This window comes from Bacillus sp. MYb56, assembly GCF_002976445.1.
Taxonomy (GTDB): domain Bacteria; phylum Bacillota; class Bacilli; order Bacillales; family Bacillaceae_G; genus Bacillus_A; species Bacillus_A mycoides.
Genome location: NZ_PCOH01000003.1, coordinates 346,456 through 370,136, shown reverse-complemented (window position 1 = coordinate 370,136; position 23,681 = coordinate 346,456). Strand labels below are relative to the sequence as shown.

Here is a 23,681-nt window from a genome sequence, read left to right as displayed (position 1 = left end):
AGACGGTAGCTCCGTTATTAGCTAGACTCATATCCCGAGTCACTGAGGCAAGAGTAATCTTGCGAAGAAGGGTGGTACCGCGAAATCTTTCGTCCCTTCAGCACATAGCTGGAGTGTGGACGTAGGATTTTTTTATTTTATAAATGTTTAAAAAAGGGGGCTTATAAGAAAAATGTCTTCAAAAACGGAAGAGAAACTGGCAACTGGTGCACAGCTATTGTTAGAAGCGCTAGAAAAGGAAGGAGTAGAGGTGATTTTTGGTTATCCAGGTGGTGCGGTTTTACCTCTATATGATGCGCTTTATGATTGTGAAATTCCGCATATTTTAACGAGGCATGAGCAAGGTGCAATTCATGCTGCTGAAGGATATGCAAGAATTACAGGAAATCCAGGAGTGGTAATTGCAACAAGTGGACCGGGTGCTACAAATGTTATTACTGGTCTAGCTGACGCGATGATTGATTCATTGCCACTTGTTGTATTTACAGGGCAAGTAGCAACAACGTTAATCGGGAGTGATGCTTTCCAAGAAGCTGATATTATGGGGCTTACGATGCCGGTGACAAAACATAATTATCAAGTACGAAAAGCATCGGATTTACCCCGAATTATTAAAGAAGCATTTCATATCGCTAGAACAGGAAGACCAGGCCCAGTCGTAATTGACCTTCCGAAAGATATGGTAGTAGAGAAAGGTGAGCGATGTAGTGATGTTCAAATGGATTTACCAGGATACCAGCCTAATTACGAACCGAATCTACTACAAATAAACAAATTATTACAAGCGATTGCGACTTCAAAAAAACCGTTAATTTTAGCTGGAGCAGGTGTATTGCATGCGAAGGCATCGAAAGAATTAACAAGCTTTGCTCGTAAATATGAAATTCCTGTTGTTCATACTTTACTTGGTCTTGGTGGTTTTCCGCCAGATGATAAATTATTTCTTGGGATGGGAGGAATGCACGGTTCTTACACGGCTAATATGGCGTTATATGAATGTGATCTACTTATAAATATAGGAGCAAGATTTGACGATCGTCTTACTGGAAATTTAGCTTATTTTGCTAAAGAAGCGATTGTCGCACATATAGATATTGATCCAGCAGAAATCGGAAAAAATGTGCCGACTGAAATTCCAATTGTTGCGAGTGCGAAGCAAGCATTAGAAGCTCTACTCAACTTTAAGGAAGGGGAAGTAAATCACAATGATTGGCTCTCATTATTGAATAGTAGAAAAGAAAAATACCCTCTTTCTTACAAAGAGCATTCGGAATGTATTAAGCCTCAATATGCAATTGATATGCTATACGAAATTACGAAAGGGGAAGCGATTGTAACGACAGATGTTGGGCAACATCAAATGTGGGCAGCTCAATATTATCCGCTGAAAAATCCAGATAAATGGGTAACTTCTGGAGGCTTAGGAACAATGGGCTTCGGATTTCCAGCAGCAATAGGTGCACAAATCGCAAAGCCTGAAGAACTAGTTATTGCAATTGTTGGTGATGCGGGATTTCAAATGACCCTGCAAGAACTAAGTGTATTAAAAGAGCATTCTTTACCAGTTAAAGTGTTTATTTTAAATAATGAAGCTTTAGGAATGGTAAGACAATGGCAAGAGGAATTTTATAATGGGCGATATTCGCACTCCTTACTTTCATGCCAACCAGATTTTGTTGCGCTTGCCAATGCTTATGGCATAAAAGGTGTTCGTATTGAAGACCCACTTCTTGCAAAGCAACAATTACAGTATGCAATTGAGTTAAGAGAGCCTGTTGTAATTGATTGCCGCGTACTTCAATCCGAAAAGGTAATGCCGATGGTTGCCCCAGGAAAAGGCGTTCATCAAATGGAGGGAGTGGAGAAAAGGTGAAGAGAATTGTAACAGCGACAGTTCGAAATCAAAGCGGTGTGTTAACTCGAATTACAGGTGTTATGACACGTAGACATTTTAATATTGAAAGTATTTCAGTAGGTCATACGGAATCATCGGATATTTCGAGAATGACGATTGTTGTACACGTTGAAAATGAACAGCAAGTTGAGCAGTTAATTAAACAACTTCATAAGCAAATTGATGTACTGAAAGTATCAGATATTACAGAAGAAGCGATGATCGCTAGAGAACTTGCACTTATTAAAGTAGCAACGTCTGTAGCAAGAGCAGAATTATATAGTTTAATTGAACCGTTCCGAGCCGCTGTAATAGACGTTGGGAAGGATTCCATAGTGGTGCAAGTAACAGGTACCCAGGAGAAAGTAGAAGCGTTAATTGAATTACTTCGTCCATATGGTTTGAAAGAAATTGCTAGAACAGGTGTAACAGCATTTACACGTAGTATGAAAAAACAAGATAAACAAGTTATGTTAATTCAATAATTATTTAAAAAATAGGGGGAAATGAAAATGGCGAAAGTTTATTATGAAAAAGACGTAACGGTAAATGTATTAAAGGAAAAGAAAGTAGCAATCATCGGATATGGATCGCAAGGCCATGCGCATGCGCAAAACTTACGTGATAACGGATTTGATGTGGTAGTAGGACTGAGGAAAGGGAAGTCATGGGATAAGGCGAAAGAAGACGGTTTTTCTGTATATACAGTAGCGGAAGCAGCAGAAAAAGCAGATGTAGTAATGATTCTACTACCTGATGAATTACAGCCGGAAGTATATGAAGCTGAAATTGCACCAAACTTACAAGGCGGCAATTCTCTCGTTTTCGCGCATGGATTTAATGTTCACTTTGATCAAGTAAAACCGCCAGCTAATGTAGATGTATTTCTAGTAGCACCGAAAGGTCCAGGGCATCTAGTACGTCGTACGTTTGCGGAAGGGGGAGCTGTTCCTGCATTATTTGCAGTATATCAAGATGCAACAGGAGTTGCGACTGAAAAGGCACTTTCATATGCAGATGGAATTGGGGCGACGAGAGCAGGTGTATTAGAAACAACGTTTAAAGAAGAAACAGAAACAGATTTATTTGGAGAGCAAGCTGTACTTTGCGGCGGAGTAACTGCACTAGTAAAAGCTGGGTTTGAAACGTTAGTTGAAGCTGGTTATCAACCTGAACTTGCATATTTTGAATGTTTACATGAACTGAAACTAATTGTTGACCTTATGTATGAAGGTGGACTTGAAAATATGAGATATTCAGTTTCAGATACAGCGCAGTGGGGGGACTTCGTATCAGGGCCACGCGTTGTTACTGAAGATACGAAGAAAGCGATGGGTGCAGTACTAGCAGAAATTCAAGATGGTACATTTGCAAGAGGCTGGATTGCAGAGCATAAAGCAGGAAGACCAAATTTCCAGGCGACAAATGAAAAAGAAAATGAACATGAAATCGAAGTAGTTGGACGTAAATTACGTGAAATGATGCCTTTCGTACAGCCCCGAGTAAAGGTAGGGATTAAATAATATGAAGCAAATTTTGTTCATGGATACGACGCTTCGTGATGGCGAACAATCACCAGGAGTTAATTTAAATGAACAAGAGAAATTACAGATTGCGAGGCAACTAGAGAGACTTGGTATTAATGTAATGGAAGCTGGATTCGCAGCAGCTTCTGAAGGTGATTTTCAATCGGTAAAACGTATCGCAAATACCATTCAAAATGCTACGGTTATGAGTTTAGCTAGAGCGAAAGAAAGTGATATTCGAAGAGCCTATGAAGCTGTGAAAGGCGCTGTCTCTCCTCGTTTACACGTATTTTTAGCTACGAGTGACATTCATATGAAATATAAGCTTTGTATGTCAAAAGAAGATGTATTAGATAGCATACATCGCTCGGTTACGCTTGGGAAATCACTATTTCCAACAGTTCAATTTTCAGCAGAAGATGCAACAAGAACATCGAGAGCATTTTTAGCTGAAGCAGTAGAAGTCGCGATTCGCGCAGGAGCGAATGTAATCAATATTCCTGATACAGTTGGATATACGAATCCAGAAGAATATTATTCTCTTTTTAAATACTTACAAGAATCCGTTCCGTCGTATGAAAAAGCAATTTTCTCTTGTCATTGTCACGATGATCTTGGGATGGCAGTAGCGAATTCGTTAGCTGCGGTTGAAGGCGGAGCGTTACAAGTAGAAGGAACGATTAATGGAATTGGAGAAAGAGCGGGGAATGCGGCGCTAGAAGAAGTAGCGGTTGCTCTCCATATTAGAAAAGATTTCTATGAAGCAGAATCCTCTATGACATTAAAAGAAATTAAAGCGACGAGTACGTTAGTAAGTCGGTTAACGGGTATGGTTGTACCGAAAAATAAGGCGATTGTTGGAGCAAATGCTTTTGCTCACGAATCAGGTATTCATCAAGACGGTGTATTAAAAGAAGTAACGACGTATGAAATTATTGAACCATCACTGATTGGAGAGTCACAAAATCTATTTGTATTAGGAAAGCATTCCGGGCGCCATGCGTTTACTGAAAAAATGAAAGAACTTGGTTATGAGTTTACAAAAGAAGAACGAGATGTGGTGTTTGAAGCATTTAAAAACTTGGCTGACCGTAAAAAAGAAATTACAGAAGAAGATTTACGTGCGCTTATGCTTGGTGAAGCAGCATTTGCGGCCCAGCAATATAGCATTACTCAATTGCAAGTACATTTCGTATCAAATAGTACACAGTGTGCAACGGTTGTACTAAAAGATGAGGAAGGAAATATGTACGAAGATGCAGCAACTGGTTCTGGAAGTATTGAAGCGATCTATAATGCAATTCAAAGAATTTTAGGATTAGAATGTGACTTAGCGGATTATCGCATACAATCTATAACGCAAGGTCAAGATGCACTTGCACATGTTCATGTTGAATTAAAAGAAGGAACTCATCAAGTATCAGGTTTTGGTGTTGCGCAAGACGTATTAGAAGCATCGGCGAGAGCGTATGTTCATGCGGCCGGAAAATTAAAATCTTTTATTACTCTTGTGAAGTAACTGTTTGATAAGTGAGGGGATCGTCCCTTACTTATCAAAGTATATTTCTGAAGATTCAGACAAAAAGGAGTGTTTTAATTGGAAAAACGTATCGTTTGTTTAGCGGGTGATGGTGTTGGTCCGGAAATTATGGAAAGCGCGAAGGAAGTATTGCATATGGTAGAGAGGCTATATGGACATCACTTTCATTTACAAGATGAGTACTTTGGCGGAGCGGCTATCGATTTAAATGGGCAACCATTACCACAGCGAACACTTGCCGCTTGTTTAGCGAGTGATGCGGTTTTACTTGGAGCGGTTGGTGGACCGCGGTGGGATGATGCGAAAGAAAGGCCAGAGAAAGGATTATTAGCTTTAAGAAAAGGACTTGGTGTATTTGCGAACGTTCGTCCTGTAACAGTAGAAAGCGCAACTGCACATTTATCGCCATTAAAAAACGCAGATGAAATTGACTTCGTTGTCGTTCGTGAACTAACAGGCGGTATTTATTTCTCTTATCCGAAAGAAAGAACGGAAGAATCGGCAACTGATACACTTACGTACCATCGTCATGAAATTGAACGTATCGTGTCGTATGCTTTTCAATTAGCGAGTAAGAGAGAGAAAAAAGTAACCTCTATTGATAAAGCGAATGTTTTAGAATCTAGTAAATTGTGGAGAGCTGTTACGGAAGAAGTAGCTCTTCGTTATCCTAATGTTGAATTAGAGCACATTTTAGTAGATGCAGCTGCTATGGAGTTAATTCGAAACCCAAGGAGATTTGACGTTATCGTAACAGAAAATTTATTTGGTGATATTTTGAGCGACGAGGCTTCTGTATTAGCAGGGTCATTAGGAATGCTTCCATCAGCGAGCCATGCGGAAAACGGGCCGTCTTTATATGAGCCTATTCACGGATCAGCGCCAGATATTGCAGGTAAAAATAAAGCGAATCCAATTGCGATGATGCGTTCAGTAGCGATGATGCTTGGGCAATCATTTGGATTAACGAGAGAAGGGTATGCGATTGAAGAGGCAATTTCTGCAGTTCTTCAATCTGGGAAATGTACAGCTGATATTGGGGGAAATGAGACGACAACTTCATTTACGAGGGCAGTTATTCAAGAAATGGAAGAGCAGGCACTAGTAGGGAGAGGAAGATAATGGGGAAAAGGTTACTAGATAAGCTTTGGGAAAGACATGTAGTTGTAACGAATGAAAATGGATTGGATTTATTATATATCGATCTTCATCTCGTTCATGAAGTAACGTCACCGCAAGCCTTTGAAGGCTTGCGGCTTGCAAATCGAACTGTTCGGAGACCGGAATTAACGTTTGCAACGATGGATCATAATATTCCAACGAAAGATGTTTGGAATATTACCGATCGCATTGCGAAGCAGCAATTGGATACACTTCGTGACAATTGTAAACAATTTAAGGTGCGATTAGCTGATATTGGTGATGAAGAGCAAGGAATCGTTCACGTTATAGGACCAGAACTTGGGCTCACACAACCGGGGAAAACGATTGTATGCGGTGATAGCCATACAGCGACCCACGGTGCTTTCGGTGCTTTAGCGTTTGGTATTGGTACGAGTGAAGTAGAACATGTATTAGCAACTCAAACGCTGTGGCAACGAAAACCGAAAGCGATGGGGATTGAATTAAAAGGAAAGTTACCGAAAGGCGTTTATGCAAAGGATATTATTTTGCATCTTCTCTCAAAGTACGGCGTAGCGGTTGGAACGGGGCATGTAATGGAATTCTACGGAGAGACGATTCGTGATATGGGTATGGAAGAGAGAATGACACTTTGCAATATGGCAATTGAAGGGGGAGCGAAAGCTGGCATCATTGCACCAGATGAGAAAACATTTTCTTATGTAAAAGGGCGTGAATATGCACCGAAAGACTATGAAACGTTTAAGGGAAAATGGTCGGAGCTTTATACAGATTCAGATGCAATTTATGATTTACATATTTCGGTAGATGTTACGGATTTAGCACCGTATGTCACTTGGGGAACAAATCCTAGTATGGGTGTTCCTATTGATGAAAAATTACCAGAGAAGCATAACGAAAATGATGAAAGAGCATTTTCATATATGGGATTGAGCCCTGGGCAAAGTACGTTTGAAATTCCTGTTAAGCATGTCTTCATTGGTTCTTGTACAAATTCACGTTTATCTGACTTAGAAATTGCTGCATCTGTTGTAAAAGGGAAAAAGGTAAAAGAAGGTGTGCGAGCACTCGTTGTACCAGGATCAAAAAGTGTGAGAGAGCGGGCGATGCAAAAAGGCTTACATCGCATATTTGAAGAAGCGGGATTTGAATGGAGAGAGCCTGGATGTTCAATGTGTCTTGGGATGAATCCAGATCAAGTACCTGAAGGAGAACATTGTGCTTCTACTTCAAATCGTAATTTTGAAGGAAGGCAAGGGAAAGGAGCACGAACACATTTAGTAAGTCCAGCTATGGCTGCAGCAGCTGCGTTATATGGTCATTTTGTTGATATTAGAAAGGAGAGTTACGATGGAACCATTTCATATTCATAAAGGTACTGCCGCAGTACTTATGAATGATAACATTGATACAGATCAAATTATTCCGAAGCAATATTTGAAGAGAATTGAAAGGACGGGATTTGGAAAATATTTATTTGATGAGTGGCGTTACGATAATGAGCGCCATGAAAATCCTAATTTCCCCCTTAATGCACAAGAACGAAAAGGAGCAAGTATATTAATTACAGGTGATAATTTTGGATGTGGTTCTTCAAGAGAACATGCTCCGTGGGCGCTTGCGGATTATGGTTTCCGCGTTATTATCGCCGGAGGATTTGCAGATATTTTTTATATGAATTGTATGAAGAATGGTATGTTACCGATTGTAATGGATAAAGAGATGCGTGAACAACTTGCCAAAACGAATGCGAGAGATCAAATGGAAGTTGATTTAGAGAATGAAGTAATTATTACGAATACGCACAGGTTTCATTTTACAATCGAGAAAATGTGGAAAGAAAAATTATTAAATGGTCTAGATGAAATCAGCATTACAATGCAATATGAACAAGAAATTGAAGAGTATGAAAGAAAAGTAGCTTCACACTAACTAAAAGTAGAATATTCGAAATGTATTTACATTCAGAATTAACTGTTATATAATATGTAAAAAATCAGAGGAGAAAGGGAGTAAGTATTATGAATATCGTGCAATCTATTAAAATGCTTACAAAATTACATCATCATACATGAAACCCTTGAACCTAACGTGAAAACGTGTAGGCACAAGGGTTATTCCCGTTGTACCTACACTCTACTAAAGAGCCTTGTAGGTATTTTGTCTACAAGGCTCTTTTTATTTTTGGTTTGGGTGGATGGAATGGGCATAAATTAAAGAGGGAAGGGTGTGTGAATTCAGATGACAAAGTGGAAACGGGCAAATCCGAATGGAACGAGAGATTACTTATTCGAAGAATGTACGTTAATTGAAGAAGTGGAACAAAAATTAAGACGGACCTTTTTAGAGAGAGGTTATGAAGAAATAAGGACACCTACAATTGAATTTTATGATGTTTTTGCATTTCAAAACAGGCCGATAGATGAAGAAAAGATGTATAAATTTTTCGATGAAAAAGGACGGATTATCGTTTTACGCCCAGATATGACAATTCCTTTAGCAAGAGTAATTGGAACACAGAGAGGGGATATTCCTCTTAAAGTAACTTATAGCGGGAATGTATTTCGGGCGAATGAGTCCCTTACTGGGAAATATAATGAAATAGTACAAAGTGGTATTGAAATTATCGGGATTGAAAATGTAAGGGCTGAAATTGAATGTGTGATAAGCGTAATTCAAGCACTTCAAAAATTAAAGGTGCAATCTTTCACAATTGAGATTGGGCAAGTGCAGTTATATAAATGTATCGTAAAAAAGCTCCCCATTAATGATGAAGAAGAGAAGTTACTTAGAACGTATATTGAAAGTAAAAATTATGCCGGACTCTCACACTTTATAGAAGAAAAGAAATTAAATCGGTGTGATGAAACAGTAAGGTTACTTGAGAAACTACCAAGGTTATTCGGGAGTTTAGATGTTGTTGAGGAAGCAGAAAAACTCGCCTCAAGTAATGAAATGAAAATGGCCATTGCGAGAGTGAAAGAAATATATGAAACAATTGAACAGTTAGGATATGGCTCTTACATATCAATTGATTTAGGTATGGTTCAACATTTGGATTATTATACGGGTGTTATTTTCAAAGGGTATATATATGAAATTGGAGAAGAGATTGTTAGTGGCGGAAGATATGATAAGTTAATTGGAAATTTTGGAGAGATGATGCCAGCGGTTGGGCTCGCGGTGCAAGTAAATCAAATAGTTAAGGCACTTCAAGAGCAGCAAGAACCATATAAACGAAAGAGAATAGATATTATGATTCATTATGAGTTAAATAGATTAGCAGAAGCGGAAAGGTTACGAAATTTACTTCAAAAGGACGGGAAGAATGCCCAGTTATCTTTATTCTCTAATTTAAACGATACTTTTCAATTTGCAAACAAGAATAAAATAATGACAGTCGTTGAGGCGAAGAGTGAGTCACTAGTGGAATATGTATGGAGAGAGAAATGGATCATCCAGAAAGAAGGGGAGGCTTCATGCGTAACATTCAAATTGCGTTAACGAAAGGAAGATTAGAAAAGCATGTTATTCCACTGTTTGAAAAAATTGGAATTGATTGTTCAGAGCTCAAAGATAAAGGAAGAAAACTTGTGTTTAAAAGTAAAAACACAAACATTTCATTTATTTTAGTGAAAGCGGTAGATGTTGCTACTTATGTAGAACATGGCGTAGCTGATATTGGAGTCGTTGGAAAAGATATATTAATGGAATTTGAGAAAGATATATATGAGATGGTCGATTTAGGAGTGGGCGTGTGTAAATTTTGTGTCGCTTCTATTCCTACGTATAATCCGAAGAGTTATCGAAAAAAACGAATTGCTACGAAATATCCGCACATTACTTCTACATATTTTCATGATAAAGGGGAGGATGTAGAAATTATTAAAATAGAAGGATCTGTAGAGATTGCTCCACTTCTAGGTTTGGCAGATGCAATTGTTGATATTGTTGAAACAGGAAAAACATTACAAGAAAACGGGTTAATTGTATTTGAGGAAATGTGCTCTATATCAGCTCGAATGATTGTGAATAAGGCTGCATTGAAAACTAAAAAAGACGAAATATTCTGTATTATAAATATGATGGAACAAGAAATTTTGTCAGGGAAATAGGGGGATTTTAAATGGAGATAGTTTTTGAAGATTTCCAAGAGGCTTTATCGAAAATAAAATCGCTACGAGAAAGCGCTAATATAATAGAAGAAACTGTTCAAAGAAGTGTAAGTGAAATTGTTCAAAACGTAAGGGAGAGTAAAGATGAGGCTTTATCGTTCTATACAAAAAAGTTTGATGGTGTAGAGACAAAAGATTTTCGTGTAAGTGAGGAAGAAATAAAACAAGCAAGTAAGTTTGTAGAACAAGCTTTTTTAGAAGCGTTAAAAGAGGCGAAGAAAAATATTATCTCGTATCACGAAAAGCAAAAAAGACAATCTATGTTTGATTGCGTGAGTGAAGGGGTAATTAGAGGGCAGCTTATTCGTCCGTTAGAAAATGTAGGTGTATATGTGCCGGGCGGGACTGCTTCGTATCCTTCATCAGTATTAATGAATGTATTGCCAGCAAAACTCGCAGGAGTGAAAAAAATTGTAATGGTAACACCGCCGAAGCAAGGAGGAATTGATCCGCATATTTTAGCTGCTGCAAGTCTTGCAGGTGTAGATGAAATATATATGGCCGGTGGTGCTCAAGTAATTGCTGCTCTAGCATATGGAACGGAATCGATTCCTAAAGTAGATAAAATAGTTGGACCAGGGAATTTATATGTCGCGCTAGCGAAGCGAGAAGTATATGGGATAGTCAATATCGATATGATTGCTGGACCATCAGAAATTGTAGTTATCGCAGATGAAACAGGAAATGCCGAATATATTGCTGCTGATTTATTATCACAGGCAGAACATGACGAGAGGGCAACAGCTATTTGTATTACAACAAATATAAAGCTTGCTAAAGAAGTAGAAAGAGAAATAGAAAGGCAGCTAGAGACGTTGCCTAGAAGTGAAATCGCTCGTGAATCCATAAAAAGAAATGGAGCAATTTTTATTGTCCCTTCTTTAGAAGAGGCGTTTCATTTATCAAATGAAATCGCTCCAGAACATTTAGAGTTACACATAAAAGAGCCAATGAATGCTCTAGCTTATGTAAAGCATGCTGGATCAATTTTTCTTGGCCCATATGCACCTGAACCGCTTGGAGATTATTTGGCGGGGCCGAATCACGTATTACCGACAAGTGGAACGGCAAGATTTTTTTCTCCGTTATCCGTCGATGATTTCGTAAAAAAATCAAGCTTCGTTTCGTATACGGAAGAAGCGTTAAGAAGTGTACAGCATCATATTGTAGAACTTGCAAATAAAGAAGGTTTACATGCACATGCAAGAGCAATCCAAATTAGGTTTAAGGAGGAAGAATAATGCGCGAGTCTAGTCAAGTACGTGAGACGACGGAAACAAAAATTAAATTAAGTTTGCAACTTGATGAAAGTACGAATGTTTCTGTGCAAACGGGAGTTGGATTTTTTGATCATATGCTAACTTTATTTGCTAGACACGGAAGATTTGGTTTGCAAATTGAAGCTGAAGGTGATGTATTCGTTGATGCTCATCATACGGTTGAAGATGTTGGAATTGTACTCGGAACTTGCTTGAAAGAATCATTGCAAAATAAAGAGGGGATTAACCGTTACGGCTCAGCGTATGTACCGATGGATGAATCTTTAGGATTTGTCGCGATTGATATAAGCGGGCGCTCATATATTGTATTTCAAGGTGAATTAACAAATCCGAAGCTAGGGGATTTTGACACAGAATTAACGGAAGAATTTTTTAGAGCAGTTGCTCATGCTGCAAATATTACGTTACATGCTCGCATTTTATACGGAAGCAATACACATCACAAAATTGAAGCTTTATTTAAAGCGTTCGGTCGAGCGCTTAGAGAGGCAGTCGATAAAAATGCCAATATTAATGGTGTAAATTCAACGAAAGGGATGTTGTAATTGATTGCAATTATAGATTATGGAATGGGAAATATTCGTAGTGTGGAACAAGCATTAAAATATATTGGAACAGAGTACATCATAACGGATGATAAAAAAGAAATATTGAGAAGTGATGGAGTTATTTTACCAGGAGTAGGCACATTTCCGAAAGCGATGGGCGTTTTAGAAGAAAAAGATTTAGTATGTGTGCTAAAAGAAGTTGGGAGCTTAGGAAAACCGCTTCTGGGTATTTGCTTAGGAATGCAGCTTTTATTTGAGAAAAGTGAGGAACTACAAAATTGTAACGGATTAAATTTATTGCCAGGTGTTATTCGAAAGTTAAAAGTTCCTTATAAAATTCCACATATGGGGTGGAATGAATTAAAAAAAGAAGGAGAAATATCGCTTTGGAATGGAGTAGAGGACGGTTCTTTCGTATATTATGTCCACTCTTATTATGCAGATTGTCCGAATGAAATTGTGTATGGGGCAAGTGAATATGGTGTGAAAGTACCTGGTTTTGTAGCAAAAGGAAATATATTTGGCGCACAGTTTCATCCTGAAAAAAGTGGGGAAATTGGGATGCGAATGTTAAAAAATTTCAAAGGGGTGGTAGAAGCATGGAAATCTTCCCAGCTATCGATGTAAAAGAAGGACGATGCGTCAGGCTTTATCAAGGAGAGTTTAGTAAAGAAACGGTGATGAATGAAGATCCAGTCGCACAAGCAATCATATTTGAAAAACTTGGAGCGAAAATACTACACGTTGTTGATTTAGATGGAGCAATTGTTGGGGAGTCAGTAAATTTACCTGTCATTGAAAAAATATGCAAGGCGGTACGTATTCCGGTGCAAATTGGAGGAGGAGTTCGGTCACTCGCGGCAGTGGAGAAGTTGTTGTCAGTAGGTGTAGAAAAAGTGATATTAGGAACGGCTGCCCTTTACGATAAATCATTTTTAGAAGAAGCGGTTCGTCTATATAAGGAGCAAATCATAGTTGGAATTGATGCGAAAAATGGTTTCGTAGCAACGAGGGGCTGGTTAGATGTGTCTGAAATTTCGTACATCGATTTAGCGAAGCAAATGGAAAGTGTAGGTGTTCAAACGATTGTGTTTACGGACATTTCAAAAGATGGGACACTTGCAGGACCTAATTTTGAGCAATTAGAGTTATTGCAAAAAAGCGTGGGTATTCGTGTGATTGCATCTGGAGGTGTCGCATCTATTCAAGATGTGAAAAGATTAAATGATATGAACATATATGGCGTCATTATTGGGAAGGCACTTTACGAGAAAACTATTGATTTAGAAAAAGTGTTACAGGTAACAAAACTATGTTAGCAAAACGAATTATTCCATGTCTAGATGTGAAAGAAGGGCGGGTAGTGAAGGGTGTGAATTTTATAGGGTTACAAGACGTCGGTAATCCTGTTGAAATAGCCGCATTATATAATGATGCGGGAGCAGATGAAATCGTATTTTTAGACATTACTGCGACGCATGAAGGGCGAAAAACGATTATAGATGTTGTAGAACAAACAGCCTCAAAGGTGTTTATTCCTCTTACAGTTGGCGGGGGGATTTCAAGTGTTAAAGATATGTACAATTTACTAAGAGCTGGAGCAGATAAAGTTTCAATAAACTCAGCGGCAGTGAGAAATCCGAAGTTAATCCAGGAAGGTGCGGAACATTTTGGCTCACAATGTATTGTCGTAGCAATTGATGCTAGAAAAGTAGAGGAAGATAAATGGAATGTATACGTGAACGGCGGAAGAGTCGATACAGGGATGGATGCAATCGAATGGGCAAAGCGCGTTGTCCAGCTAGGGGCAGGAGAAATTTTGTTGACGAGTATGGATGCAGATGGAACGAAAAACGGATATGATCTTCGTTTAACAGGAGCAATTTCAAACAGCGTTTCTGTTCCAGTAATCGCATCAGGTGGATGTGGTCATGTGGATCACATTATAGAAGTATTTCAAAAGACAACAGTTGATGCAGCATTAGCGGCATCAATCTTTCATTATGGTGAAGCGACTGTACAAGATGTAAAGAGAAAATTAAGAGAAGCAAACGTTGAGGTGCGGTTATGAAACCTAATTTTGCAAAAGGATTGATACCAGCTGTTGTTATCGAGGAAGATACGAAAGAAGTTTTAATGTTAGCTTATATGAATGAAGAAGCGTATGACAAGACGCTGGAAACGAAAAGAACATGGTTTTATTCCCGTTCGAGACAATCGTTATGGAATAAAGGAGGTACATCGGGAAATGTCCAATATGTGCAATCACTTTATTTAGACTGTGATCAAGATGCAATCGTTGTTGTCGTAAAGCAAGTAGGGCCTGCTTGCCATACGGGAGAAAAAACGTGTTTTCACTACAAAATTATATAGGGGGATACATATGGAAGATATCCTTAAGTTATTATTTGAAACAATTGAAGAACGAAAGAAAAATCCACTCTCTGAATCATATACGAATTATTTATTTTCAAAAGGTGAAGATAAAATTTTAAAGAAAATTGGTGAGGAGTGCACCGAAGTAATTATTGCGTCTAAAAATAATGATAAAGAAGAGATAGTAAAAGAAATGGTTGATGTGTTCTATCACTGTTTTGTTCTATTAGCCGAAAAAAATATTCCATTAGAAGATGTCATGCAAGAAGTGAAAGAAAGAAATGGAAAGCTTTCGCGAGTAGGGGACAGAAGAGAAATAGATACATTATAAGGGGGAATCTGGATGAAAGTGGACTATCACATTCATTTAGAAGAAGGGCCATATTCAATAGGGTGGCTAGCTAAAATAAATGATGCGCTACAATATTTTGAACCGCTTAAAGAAGAAAAACATTCTATGGAATGGCTTATGAAAACACAAGAACGCCTGCAAAGACGTGTGAAGGAAGGTCCATTTACAGCGAAATGGATTGATTTATATTTAGAAGAAGCTGTGCGAAAAGGTATAAAAGAAGTTGGTATTGTCGATCATTTATATCGTTTTCATGAAGCGAAAGGATATTATGAAAAGTATGTAGATATTAGTGATTCTAAGCTTGGTCGCCTGCAAAAAGAATGGTTAGATCAAGTAAGAGTAACGTCTATTTATGATTTTACAAAGGCGATTGAAGAGGCAAAAGAGCGATGGAGTAAACGAGGGATAACGCTCAAACTTGGAATTGAAGCGGATTATTTTATCGGGGGTGAACAAGAGTTAAAAGGTTTACTAGCATTAGGAGACTTTGATTATGTAATCGGTTCGGTCCATTTTATAGATGGATGGGGATTTGATAATCCAGATACGAAAGAGTATTTTGGTACGCATGAGTTACATACTTTATATCACACGTTTTTCGCTACAGTTGAAAGTGCTGTTCGTTCCGAGCTTTTTGATATTATAGCTCACCTCGATAACATAAAAGTATTTAATTATCGATTGGATGAGAATGAACAGCTTTCTTATTATAAGGAAATTGCTCGTGCGTTAGTGGAAACAAATACAGCAACAGAAATAAATGCGGGATTGTACTATCGATATCCTGTGCGCGAAATGTGCCCAAGTCCGCTTTATTTACAAGTATTAGCTAAGCATGGAGTTCCGATTACTCTATCCTCAGATGCCCATTATCCGAATGATTTAGGAAAGTATGTGGAAGAGAATATAAAGACATTACGCAATCATGATATTTCTCACATAGCTACATTTACGAAACGAGTAAGAACGATGAGATTGCTTGAAGAAGAAGGAATAATTTCAAAATGAAACACGATTTTTTGATGAAAATCACCCTTTTTGTTCAAAATAAGAAAGAATGAAAAGGAGGATGAAAAATGGCGAAACAACAAAATAAACAAAACGTACAAGCGGCAGGTCAAGCCTATACTTCTGAAACAAATAATACTGCTAACTCAGTTATTGAGGAACAAATTAGCGATACAGTTGCAGAAGGAACAATCGATGCGAAGCTTGGGAAAGAATCGCAAGAAAAAGCGTAAAAAGAGGGGAGAGTTGCATCTCCTCTTTTTTTATGGAAAAGTGTCGATTTTCAAAACTATAATCAAATTCCTTGGTTTTTATATGTAGATTTCTTACAATGAAATATAAGAGATATCATATTTTGTATAGAAGAGGTGTTAGTAGTGGCGAAAATATTAGTAGCAGGGAAAATTCCAGAAATCGGATTAGAATTATTGAAAAATCATGATGTAGAAATGTACAATAAAGAAGAATTAATTAGTGTAGAAGAGTTAGCAGAACGTGTAAAAGATAAAGATGCACTTTTAAGCTTACTTTCTACGAAGGTATCGAAAGAGGTTATTGACGCAGCACCAAACTTGAAAATTATCGCAAATTATGGTGCTGGTTACGATAATATTGATTACACATATGCTGGAGAAAAGGGTATTGCTGTTACAAATACGCCGAAAGTATCTACAGAGGCAACAGCAGAATTAACGTTTGCACTGCTTTTAGCAGCGGCACGTAGAATTCCTGAAGGGGATACCTTATGTCGTACAACTGGATTTAACGGCTGGGCACCATTATTCTTCTTGGGCCGCGAAGTACACGGTAAGACAATTGGAATCATTGGCCTCGGAGAAATTGGGAAGGCAGTTGCAAAGCGTGCGAGAGCATTTGGAATGAATGTTTTATATACAGGACCAAATCGAAAGCCTGAAGCTGAAAGTGAACTGGAAGCGACATACGTAACGTTGGAAGAATTATTACAAACAGCGGACTTTATTACAATTAACTGTGCTTATAATCCGAAATTACATCATATGATTGATGAAGAACAGTTTAAAATGATGAAGAAAACAGCATATATTATAAATGCTTCACGTGGACCAATTATGAATGAATCAGCACTTGCTCATGCACTAAAAACGAATGAAATTGAAGGTGCAGCTCTTGACGTATTTGAATTTGAACCGAAAATTACAGAAGAGCTAAAAGGATTAAAGAATGTAGTACTTGCTCCTCACGTAGGAAATGCAACATTCGAAACACGTGATGCAATGGCTGAAATGGCAGTAAGAAATATTTTAGCTGTATTAAATGGTGAAGAACCTGTAACACCTGTAAATCAAAAAGTATTAGTTACAAAATAAAAAAGAAACCTTCCGAAATACGGAAGGTTTCTTTTTTATTTTTCTTTATTCGCTTTTTTAGAAGGTCTTTGTCTAATAAATTGAGATAACATATACAAAATGTATAGTGGAATGGCAATGAATAAGAAAACAGAAATGTTGCCAAAACTTGTTTGGTACATTGTAATAATAATTCCAACTAAAAATAGTGTAATAATTATGCTATATCGTGGAATTGGTACATCTTTTAAACTTGGGATACGAACACGGCTCACCATTAAAAATGCGAACGTTACGAATACGGTAATGAGAACAATTTTTGGAATGGTATGTGAAAATAATGTTAAGAAAGCAACAAGCCCTCCTGCTGCAGTAATCGGAACTCCAGTGAAATATTTCATAGAAGTAGATGATGGCGTTACATTAAATCGTGCTAAGCGATATGCTCCGAACAGTGGGAATAATCCCGCTATGTATAGTCCAATGATGCCATAGTTGGAGAAAGATGTGTAATACATTAAAACAGCAGGTGCTGCGCCAAATGTTACAACATCCGCGAGTGAATCAAGCTCTTTGCCCATTTGTGAATCAACGCGTAATAAACGAGCGACACGACCATCAAGACTATCTAACATCATCCCGATCAGTACTAAAATAGCAGCTGATTTATAATATCCTAAAGATGCATAGCCGATTGACAAAAATCCGCTATATAAATTCCCGAGCGTAAATAAGTTTGGAATAGCTGCTCTATACAAAATCTGATCCCTTGCTTTCTGTTATAAATTCTTAATTAGTGTATGAAAGTTTACTTATTTTATCATACCATAAATTTCTTTCTCATACGAAAAAAATTCCCAATTTGTGAAAGATTGTATAGAAGAGAAATTTGAAAAATAAGTAAAAAAAGGAAGCAACTTTTGTAAAGTTGCTTCCTACACTATTCAAATTTCGTTGTCATCGTTCCGGTTTTATATCGATTGTTAGGATCAAATCGTAATAAATCTCCATAAATGAGTTTGTCGGATAATTTTAATTCTGTTTTTGCTTTTTCAATATAAGGCTGACATAGTGTTAAATCAGCTTCTTCACCTGTGCTTCTTTTATAGCACATATTTTTTGTATAAACATAATCTTCCGAAACAAAACTGCCGTCCCGCATTACCATAAGAGGGTCTTTTTCTTTCGTAAATAAGTCTGTTCCAAATTCTACGGATTGATTTGTTTTAATACCAAGTAAATGAAGTAACGTTGGTTTAATATCAATTTGACCAGATACTTTAGAGATGACTTTTCCTTCTTGGCCAGGCACATGAATAATGAGAGGGACGCGTTGTAATTGCATAGAATCAAACGGTGTAATAGCGTCTTTCCCAAGGAACTGAGCCATAGCTGCATTATGGTTTTCAGAAATGCCGTAATGATCACCATAAATGACAATAACGGAATTATCATATAGTCCTTCGTCTTTCAATTGTTTAATAAATAATTGAAGAGCTTCATCCGTGTAACGAACGGTTGGGAAGTAGCGATTTAAAACACCACTTTCGGAATTAAATTCATCAACATATTGATCTTCTGGATTTAGAAGAAATGGAAAATGGTTTGTTAACGTAATAAATTTTGTATAGAACGGTTGTGGTAAAGATTTTAACTTTGGAATAGATTGCTCAAAGAACTCTTTATCTTTTAATCCCCAACCGACAGACATTTGTTCCGTTCCTACGTAATCATTTAAATTAAAGTAACGATCATATCCAAGCGCAGGATACATTACGTCACGATTCCAAAACGTTTTATCGTTTGAATGGAAGACAGCAGAAGAATATCCGTATTTCTTTAATTGTTCTGGTGTGGCAGTGTATTCATTTGTTGCATGAGTAAAGAATACAGAACCACGGTCTAACGGATAAAGGGAATTTTCAACGATAAATTCAGCATCAGAAGTTTTACCTTGTCCCGTTTGATGATAGAAGTTATCGAAATAAAAACTATCTTTAATAAACTCATTTAAAAATGGAGTAATCTCTTTTCCATTTATTTTTTTATTAATAACAAAACTTTGTGTAGATTCCATTGAAATTAAAATTACATTTTTACCCTTTGCAGCTCCAAATAAGTTTTTATCAACTTGTTTATCTTTTGAGTCTGTATAGTTTTTAATTTCAGAGAACCCGTCTCCACTTGCAAATACACGCTCAGCTGAAGACTTAGATTGAAGTGTAATATCAAATAGATGATATGTGTATAACCCTAAATTTTTCACGACAGTTTGACGATCAAACGAGCGTGAGAACATTTGTGGTTTATATATAACTGAAACAACAATTTGTAGTGCTAATAATACTGTTACACCGCTAAAGAAAGTTCGCTTCTCAGAGCGAGAAAGGGGTGTTTTATCACCAAATGATGGGAATTTACGCGAAATAAACATTAAAATAATTGCGTCTGCAAATAAAAGTAATGTTTTATACGTAAAGAGTTCTTTTATACTCGTCCCTAAGTCAGCCATATTATTTGTTTGGAATAAAACAGGGAAAGTAACAAAATCGTTATAGAACCCGTAAAACATTGCATTTCCAAATAAAATAAATGACAGTATAAAACTAATTACAATAATAATTCGGTTTCGGTACTTAGATGCAAGTAAAGCGAAACCAAAAAATAAAAGTAACGAAGCTAGTGGGTTAATAAAAAGCATAAACTCTTCAAAGAAGTTATCAATTCTAATATCAAATGCTAGCTTGTACACAATATATGTTTTTATCCATAATAAAACGACTGCAACTAGTGCAAATCGCAGTTTTGGAAACAGATTTTGTAGCATAATATACTCCTCTCCTAAAAGCATGACGGTTCTTGTGAGCCGGTTTGATTAGCGCCTCATTTTATATATACGAACAGTCCTTTGTTATTATGTTTATTATACTATGAGTATCATTATACGAAAATAAAAGAGAGTTGTGGGCTTTTTTATAATAATTGAGTAGAAAAAGGGCAGTGGGAGACAATAAAACGGAGTTTCTATGTATGATAATTATCGTGCGCAAAAAGAATCGAGTAATAAAACGGAGGTTATAATGCGAAAATTATTATATTTTATAGTATGCAGTAGTGTTATACTTTTTGCTTCACCGAGTGTGTCGGTAGCACAATATGATGCACCCCTTATGGAAGATGCCCTTTATTCTGTTTTATTTCCAAAAATAAATAAGGCAATTGAAAAACAATATGGGAGCTTGAAGCCTTATCAATGTCCTAAAATTATTAGTTTAAAAAAAGTGTATAGTGGTACATATTTATTTCAAACGAGTATTGAAGTAACGAAGTATGAACAGGTTGGTGGGAAAATTGTTCCACCATTTGAGAAGGTAACGATTACATTTAATAACGAAGAGGGCGAATGGGAAGTGACAAAGGTTTCAGTAAAGCGCTTACCAAATGATACAAAATTAAACTGTAAAAAAACAATATAAAAAATTGTTTGACAAATAAAATGGTCCTTTGGTATTGTTAATAGCAACAATTAGATGTTTGAAAATTAAATAGACTTACCTCATCTACTCTCAAAGGTAGAGGCCGCGATAGGAAAGAGTAAGCTATGGGAGATTTAATGGAATCTGTGATCATAGGTTGAAAGGGACTATTGCCGAAATATAAGAATAACCATCTTATTCATATATTGGGACTGCATTGAATAAATGTAGTACTGTCATAAGATTTATTTTATGAAGAGCTATTTGGAGATGTTGATGCGGTTTCTTATTTTGAGGAGATAACAACTCGTTTATTTTTTCAATATATATTTTTCCTAATAAGAAACGCGTGTGAACATTGTTCCGCGCGTTTTTTGTCTATCTAAAAGCGTGCTGCAATGAATAGAAGATTGGGGTTATGAGTTTTAGAGGAAATAAGGGAGGAATTCAAATGTATTTACACGGCACAAGCCGAATCAATGGGCAAGGACGCTTAGAAATTGGTGGGTGCGATACGACGCAGCTAGCAAAACAATACGGAACACCACTTTATGTATACGATGAAGAGTCTATTCGAGGAAAGTGCCGCGCGTTTCATCGTGCTTTTAAAGAAAGTGGTTTCTCTTATCAAGTAGCATATGCAAGCAAGGCGTTCTTGTGCATGGAGATGTGCCGAGTAGCTCGTGAAGAGAATATGTCTTTAGATGTTGTTTCTGGAGGAGAATTATATACTGCGCTCCAAGCTGGTTTTCCGGCATCGCGTATTCATTTTCACGGAAATAATAAAACAGAAGAAGAAATGATTATGGCTCTTCAGGCGAATATCGGTTGTTTTGTAGTAGATAATTTCTTAGAATTAGAAATCTTACATGATTTAGCAATGCAACATGGGAAATTTGTGAACATATTAATCCGTGTAACGCCTGGAGTAGAGGCACATACACACGAATATATAACAACAGGTCAAGAGGATTCGAAATTTGGATTTGGTGTTTCAAATGGTCAAGCGATGCAAGCAATTGAGCTTGCCTTGCAAAAATCAAATTATAATGTGCTAGGAATTCACTCGCACATCGGATCACAAATATTTGAAACGGCTGGATTTGTTCGAGCAATTGAAGTACTCCGCCAATTTTTAGAAGAAGTGAGAGAGCGAACACATTATGTGATGAAAGTATTAAATGTGGGCGGAGGTTTCGGTATACGTTATACGGATTCAGATACACCGTTAACACTTGAAACGTATGTGCACGCTGTAACAAGTACGATAAGAGAACAATTTACATTATGTGAATATCCGCTTCCAGAAATATGGATTGAACCAGGTCGTAGTATCGTAGGTGATGCTGGAACAACACTTTATACAGTCGGAGCGGTGAAAGAGATTCCTGGCATTCGGAAATATGTTTCAGTCGATGGTGGAATGACAGATAATTTAAGACCAGCTCTATACGGGGCCCGTTATGAGGCGATGTTGGCGAATCGAGGGAATGATGAGAATGAGGAACTCGTTTCGATTGCTGGGAAATGCTGTGAAAGTGGAGATATGCTGATTTGGGATATTAACTTACCGCAAGTTGCTTCTTCTGATTTACTAGCAATTTCTTGTACGGGGGCATATGGGTACTCGATGGCGAATAATTATAATCGTATTCGTAGACCAGCTGTCGTCTTTGCAAAAGGCGGGACGTCACAAATTGTCGTAGAACGTGAAACATATGAAAATATCATTGGGAACGATCGCATACGTATTAAAGAGCTGGTGTGAATGAGAAAGAAGGAGTTGTCTAGTAAAGGCAACTCCTTTTAAAAAAAGAAAAATAATTAAATATATCGGAAAACTAGGATTGAAAAAAATCAGAATTGTGATAAAATACAAATACAAAGCTTATCAAGAGAAGCTGAGGGAACTGGCCCTACGAAGCTCGGCAACCTGCTTATAGAAAGCAAGGTGCTAAATCCAGCAAAATGGAATCCATTTTGAAAGATAAGGTAAAATATATTACCGAACAGTCTTTTCGAAATGGGAAAGATTTTTTTTATGAATAAAAAGGGGGGCTGTTTGCGTGAGCGTACGGGAGCATTTTGATGAAGTATCTGAGAAAATTCAAGCGATGCTTGCTGATATGAAATATGGTTCCATTACAATTGTTGTGCAAGATGGAAAAGTGATTCAATTAGAAAAAAGTGAAAAGGTTCGTTTAAAGTAAAAAGCGCTGACTAGAAAAACTAGAGGCGGTTTTAATCTATTTTTAATAGGTTAAAGCCGTCTTTTTGCTTTTACAGGGGGAAAAAACATGTTGACGTACGAAACGTGGAAAGAAAATAGTGTTTCATTTTCTGAAGAAGATGAAACGAAAGGCGCGCTATCAGTATTAAGTTGGGCTTATAACGAATATAAAGATGAAATTGTATATGCATGTAGCTTTGGGGTGGAGGGAATGGTTTTATTGCATCTTATAAACCAAGTAAATCCATCTGCTAAAGTTGTATTTTTGGATACAAATGTTCATTTTCAAGAAACGTACGAATTAATTAAGAAGGTACGCGAGAGATTTCCTTCATTAAATATTATAGAAAAACAGCCAGAACTTACACTCGATGAACAAGCGAAGCTTCATGGAGAGAAGTTATGGGAAAGTAATCCGAATCTTTGCTGTAGTATTAGAAAAATTTTACCGTTAGAAAAATCATTAGCAGCGGAAAAAGCGTGGATATCAGGCTTAAGAAGGGAACAATCAGAAACGCGTAAGCATACACAGTTTATAAATCAAGATCGTCGTTTTCAATCTATTAAAGTTTGTCCACTCATTCATTGGACTTGGAAAGAAGTTTGGCGATATGTATATAAACATAGTTTGCCGTATAACCCATTGCATGATGTTGGCTATCCGAGTATTGGGTGTGAGAAATGTACATTACCTGTAGGTGATGGTGGCAACTCAAGAGATGGAAGATGGGCTGGGAAAATGAAGACGGAATGTGGCCTTCACTTTCAATGAGATAGATTTTGAAATAAAGCTAAGAAGGGA

General features: G+C 37.2%; 25 protein-coding genes, 2 riboswitches and 1 other annotated feature (1 of these 28 running past the window's edge). Of the genes, 23 read left to right on the top strand and 2 right to left on the bottom strand.

The features are described from left to right. Positions 1 to 100: a binding site (T-box leader), on the top strand (it extends 129 nt beyond the left edge of the window). Positions 101 to 172: 72 nt separating this feature from the next. The 19 genes from ilvB to CQ058_RS06620 all read left to right on the top strand — a co-directional run bounded on the left by ilvB (position 173) and on the right by CQ058_RS06620 (position 17,194). After that, the gene (gene ilvB / locus CQ058_RS06710) at positions 173 to 1,873 is read left to right on the top strand and encodes an acetolactate synthase large subunit (RefSeq protein ID WP_002168823.1); all 1,701 of its coding nucleotides are present in this window, start codon (positions 173 to 175) and stop codon (positions 1,871 to 1,873) included. Next, the gene (ilvN, locus tag CQ058_RS06705) at positions 1,870 to 2,379 is read left to right on the top strand and encodes an acetolactate synthase small subunit (RefSeq protein ID WP_002193239.1); all 510 of its coding nucleotides are present in this window, start codon (positions 1,870 to 1,872) and stop codon (positions 2,377 to 2,379) included. The genes ilvB and ilvN overlap by 4 nt, the downstream gene beginning before the upstream one ends. Before the next feature lie 27 nt (positions 2,380 to 2,406). Then, positions 2,407 to 3,417: a ketol-acid reductoisomerase gene (gene ilvC / locus CQ058_RS06700; protein WP_002126277.1), complete on the top strand. Its 1,011-nt coding sequence runs from the start codon at positions 2,407 to 2,409 to the stop codon at positions 3,415 to 3,417. Position 3,418: 1 nt separating this feature from the next. Then, positions 3,419 to 4,939 carry a 2-isopropylmalate synthase gene (gene leuA, locus CQ058_RS06695; RefSeq protein WP_002064438.1) on the top strand — a complete coding sequence of 507 codons (1,521 nt, stop codon included), beginning with the start codon at positions 3,419 to 3,421 and terminating at the stop codon, positions 4,937 to 4,939. A gap of 78 nt (positions 4,940 to 5,017) precedes the next feature. Next, positions 5,018 to 6,082, top strand: a complete 1,065-nt coding sequence (gene leuB, locus CQ058_RS06690) for a 3-isopropylmalate dehydrogenase (RefSeq protein WP_002011718.1) — start codon at positions 5,018 to 5,020, stop codon at positions 6,080 to 6,082. After that, positions 6,082 to 7,476: a 3-isopropylmalate dehydratase large subunit gene (leuC, locus tag CQ058_RS06685; protein ID WP_105589532.1), complete on the top strand. Its 1,395-nt coding sequence runs from the start codon at positions 6,082 to 6,084 to the stop codon at positions 7,474 to 7,476. The genes leuB and leuC overlap by 1 nt, the downstream gene beginning before the upstream one ends. After that, complete coding sequence (gene leuD / locus CQ058_RS06680) at positions 7,454 to 8,035, top strand: 3-isopropylmalate dehydratase small subunit (protein WP_002126281.1); 582 nt, start codon at positions 7,454 to 7,456, stop codon at positions 8,033 to 8,035. The genes leuC and leuD overlap by 23 nt, the downstream gene beginning before the upstream one ends. A gap of 309 nt (positions 8,036 to 8,344) precedes the next feature. Further along, complete coding sequence (locus CQ058_RS06675; RefSeq protein ID WP_002193238.1) at positions 8,345 to 9,607, top strand: ATP phosphoribosyltransferase regulatory subunit; 1,263 nt, start codon at positions 8,345 to 8,347, stop codon at positions 9,605 to 9,607. Beyond that, positions 9,583 to 10,218: an ATP phosphoribosyltransferase gene (hisG, locus tag CQ058_RS06670; protein WP_033708301.1), complete on the top strand. Its 636-nt coding sequence runs from the start codon at positions 9,583 to 9,585 to the stop codon at positions 10,216 to 10,218. The genes CQ058_RS06675 and hisG overlap by 25 nt, the downstream gene beginning before the upstream one ends. 11 nt (positions 10,219 to 10,229) lie before the next feature. Beyond that, positions 10,230 to 11,519 carry a histidinol dehydrogenase gene (gene hisD / locus CQ058_RS06665; protein WP_002126285.1) on the top strand — a complete coding sequence of 430 codons (1,290 nt, stop codon included), beginning with the start codon at positions 10,230 to 10,232 and terminating at the stop codon, positions 11,517 to 11,519. Continuing rightward, positions 11,519 to 12,103, top strand: coding sequence for an imidazoleglycerol-phosphate dehydratase HisB (hisB, locus tag CQ058_RS06660; protein ID WP_002030662.1), 585 nt, complete (start codon positions 11,519 to 11,521; stop codon positions 12,101 to 12,103). Before hisD ends, hisB begins: the two co-directional genes overlap by 1 nt. Further along, the gene (gene hisH / locus CQ058_RS06655) at positions 12,104 to 12,733 is read left to right on the top strand and encodes an imidazole glycerol phosphate synthase subunit HisH (RefSeq protein WP_002168816.1); all 630 of its coding nucleotides are present in this window, start codon (positions 12,104 to 12,106) and stop codon (positions 12,731 to 12,733) included. Next, the gene (gene hisA, locus CQ058_RS06650; RefSeq protein WP_002126291.1) at positions 12,706 to 13,425 is read left to right on the top strand and encodes a 1-(5-phosphoribosyl)-5-[(5-phosphoribosylamino)methylideneamino]imidazole-4-carboxamide isomerase; all 720 of its coding nucleotides are present in this window, start codon (positions 12,706 to 12,708) and stop codon (positions 13,423 to 13,425) included. The genes hisH and hisA overlap by 28 nt, the downstream gene beginning before the upstream one ends. After that, positions 13,419 to 14,177, top strand: coding sequence for an imidazole glycerol phosphate synthase subunit HisF (hisF, locus tag CQ058_RS06645; protein ID WP_002193237.1), 759 nt, complete (start codon positions 13,419 to 13,421; stop codon positions 14,175 to 14,177). The genes hisA and hisF overlap by 7 nt, the downstream gene beginning before the upstream one ends. Beyond that, positions 14,174 to 14,479: a phosphoribosyl-AMP cyclohydrolase gene (gene hisI, locus CQ058_RS06640; protein ID WP_002086731.1), complete on the top strand. Its 306-nt coding sequence runs from the start codon at positions 14,174 to 14,176 to the stop codon at positions 14,477 to 14,479. Before hisF ends, hisI begins: the two co-directional genes overlap by 4 nt. A gap of 10 nt (positions 14,480 to 14,489) precedes the next feature. Next, on the top strand, positions 14,490 to 14,813 hold the full coding sequence (gene hisE / locus CQ058_RS06635) for a phosphoribosyl-ATP diphosphatase (protein ID WP_002011702.1): 324 nt from the start codon (positions 14,490 to 14,492) through the stop codon (positions 14,811 to 14,813). 12 nt (positions 14,814 to 14,825) lie between these two features. Beyond that, complete coding sequence (locus CQ058_RS06630; RefSeq protein WP_002030669.1) at positions 14,826 to 15,845, top strand: histidinol phosphate phosphatase domain-containing protein; 1,020 nt, start codon at positions 14,826 to 14,828, stop codon at positions 15,843 to 15,845. 68 nt (positions 15,846 to 15,913) lie between these two features. Then, positions 15,914 to 16,078 carry a YozQ family protein gene (locus CQ058_RS06625; protein ID WP_002193236.1) on the top strand — a complete coding sequence of 55 codons (165 nt, stop codon included), beginning with the start codon at positions 15,914 to 15,916 and terminating at the stop codon, positions 16,076 to 16,078. Between the two features lie 135 nt (positions 16,079 to 16,213). After that, positions 16,214 to 17,194, top strand: coding sequence for a 2-hydroxyacid dehydrogenase family protein (locus CQ058_RS06620; protein ID WP_002011699.1), 981 nt, complete (start codon positions 16,214 to 16,216; stop codon positions 17,192 to 17,194). Between the two features lie 35 nt (positions 17,195 to 17,229). On the opposite strand, the gene pssA is transcribed toward CQ058_RS06620, so the two are convergent. Further along, the gene (gene pssA, locus CQ058_RS06615) at positions 17,230 to 17,931 is read right to left on the bottom strand and encodes a CDP-diacylglycerol--serine O-phosphatidyltransferase (protein ID WP_002011698.1); all 702 of its coding nucleotides are present in this window, start codon (positions 17,929 to 17,931) and stop codon (positions 17,230 to 17,232) included. Between the two features lie 182 nt (positions 17,932 to 18,113). Beyond that, positions 18,114 to 20,000 carry an LTA synthase family protein gene (locus CQ058_RS06610; RefSeq protein ID WP_002193235.1) on the bottom strand — a complete coding sequence of 629 codons (1,887 nt, stop codon included), beginning with the start codon at positions 19,998 to 20,000 and terminating at the stop codon, positions 18,114 to 18,116. A 253-nt stretch (positions 20,001 to 20,253) separates the two neighbouring features. Between CQ058_RS06610 and CQ058_RS06605 the strand changes: the two genes are divergently transcribed. The 4 genes from CQ058_RS06605 (at position 20,254) to CQ058_RS06590 (ending at position 23,651) form a co-directional block, all read left to right on the top strand. Beyond that, positions 20,254 to 20,649 carry a DUF3888 domain-containing protein gene (locus tag CQ058_RS06605; protein ID WP_181150756.1) on the top strand — a complete coding sequence of 132 codons (396 nt, stop codon included), beginning with the start codon at positions 20,254 to 20,256 and terminating at the stop codon, positions 20,647 to 20,649. An 89-nt stretch (positions 20,650 to 20,738) separates the two neighbouring features. Then, a riboswitch (Lysine riboswitch) is annotated at positions 20,739 to 20,920 on the top strand. Positions 20,921 to 21,100: 180 nt separating this feature from the next. Continuing rightward, positions 21,101 to 22,417 (top strand): diaminopimelate decarboxylase, encoded by a 1,317-nt coding sequence (lysA, locus tag CQ058_RS06600; RefSeq protein ID WP_002193232.1) that lies wholly within the window; start codon positions 21,101 to 21,103, stop codon positions 22,415 to 22,417. A 117-nt stretch (positions 22,418 to 22,534) separates the two neighbouring features. Beyond that, positions 22,535 to 22,643: riboswitch (SAM riboswitch) on the top strand. A gap of 72 nt (positions 22,644 to 22,715) precedes the next feature. Beyond that, positions 22,716 to 22,859: a YezD family protein gene (locus tag CQ058_RS06595; protein ID WP_000116159.1), complete on the top strand. Its 144-nt coding sequence runs from the start codon at positions 22,716 to 22,718 to the stop codon at positions 22,857 to 22,859. An 87-nt stretch (positions 22,860 to 22,946) separates the two neighbouring features. After that, positions 22,947 to 23,651 (top strand): phosphoadenylyl-sulfate reductase, encoded by a 705-nt coding sequence (locus CQ058_RS06590; RefSeq protein ID WP_002011694.1) that lies wholly within the window; start codon positions 22,947 to 22,949, stop codon positions 23,649 to 23,651. Positions 23,652 to 23,681 lie beyond the last annotated feature (30 nt).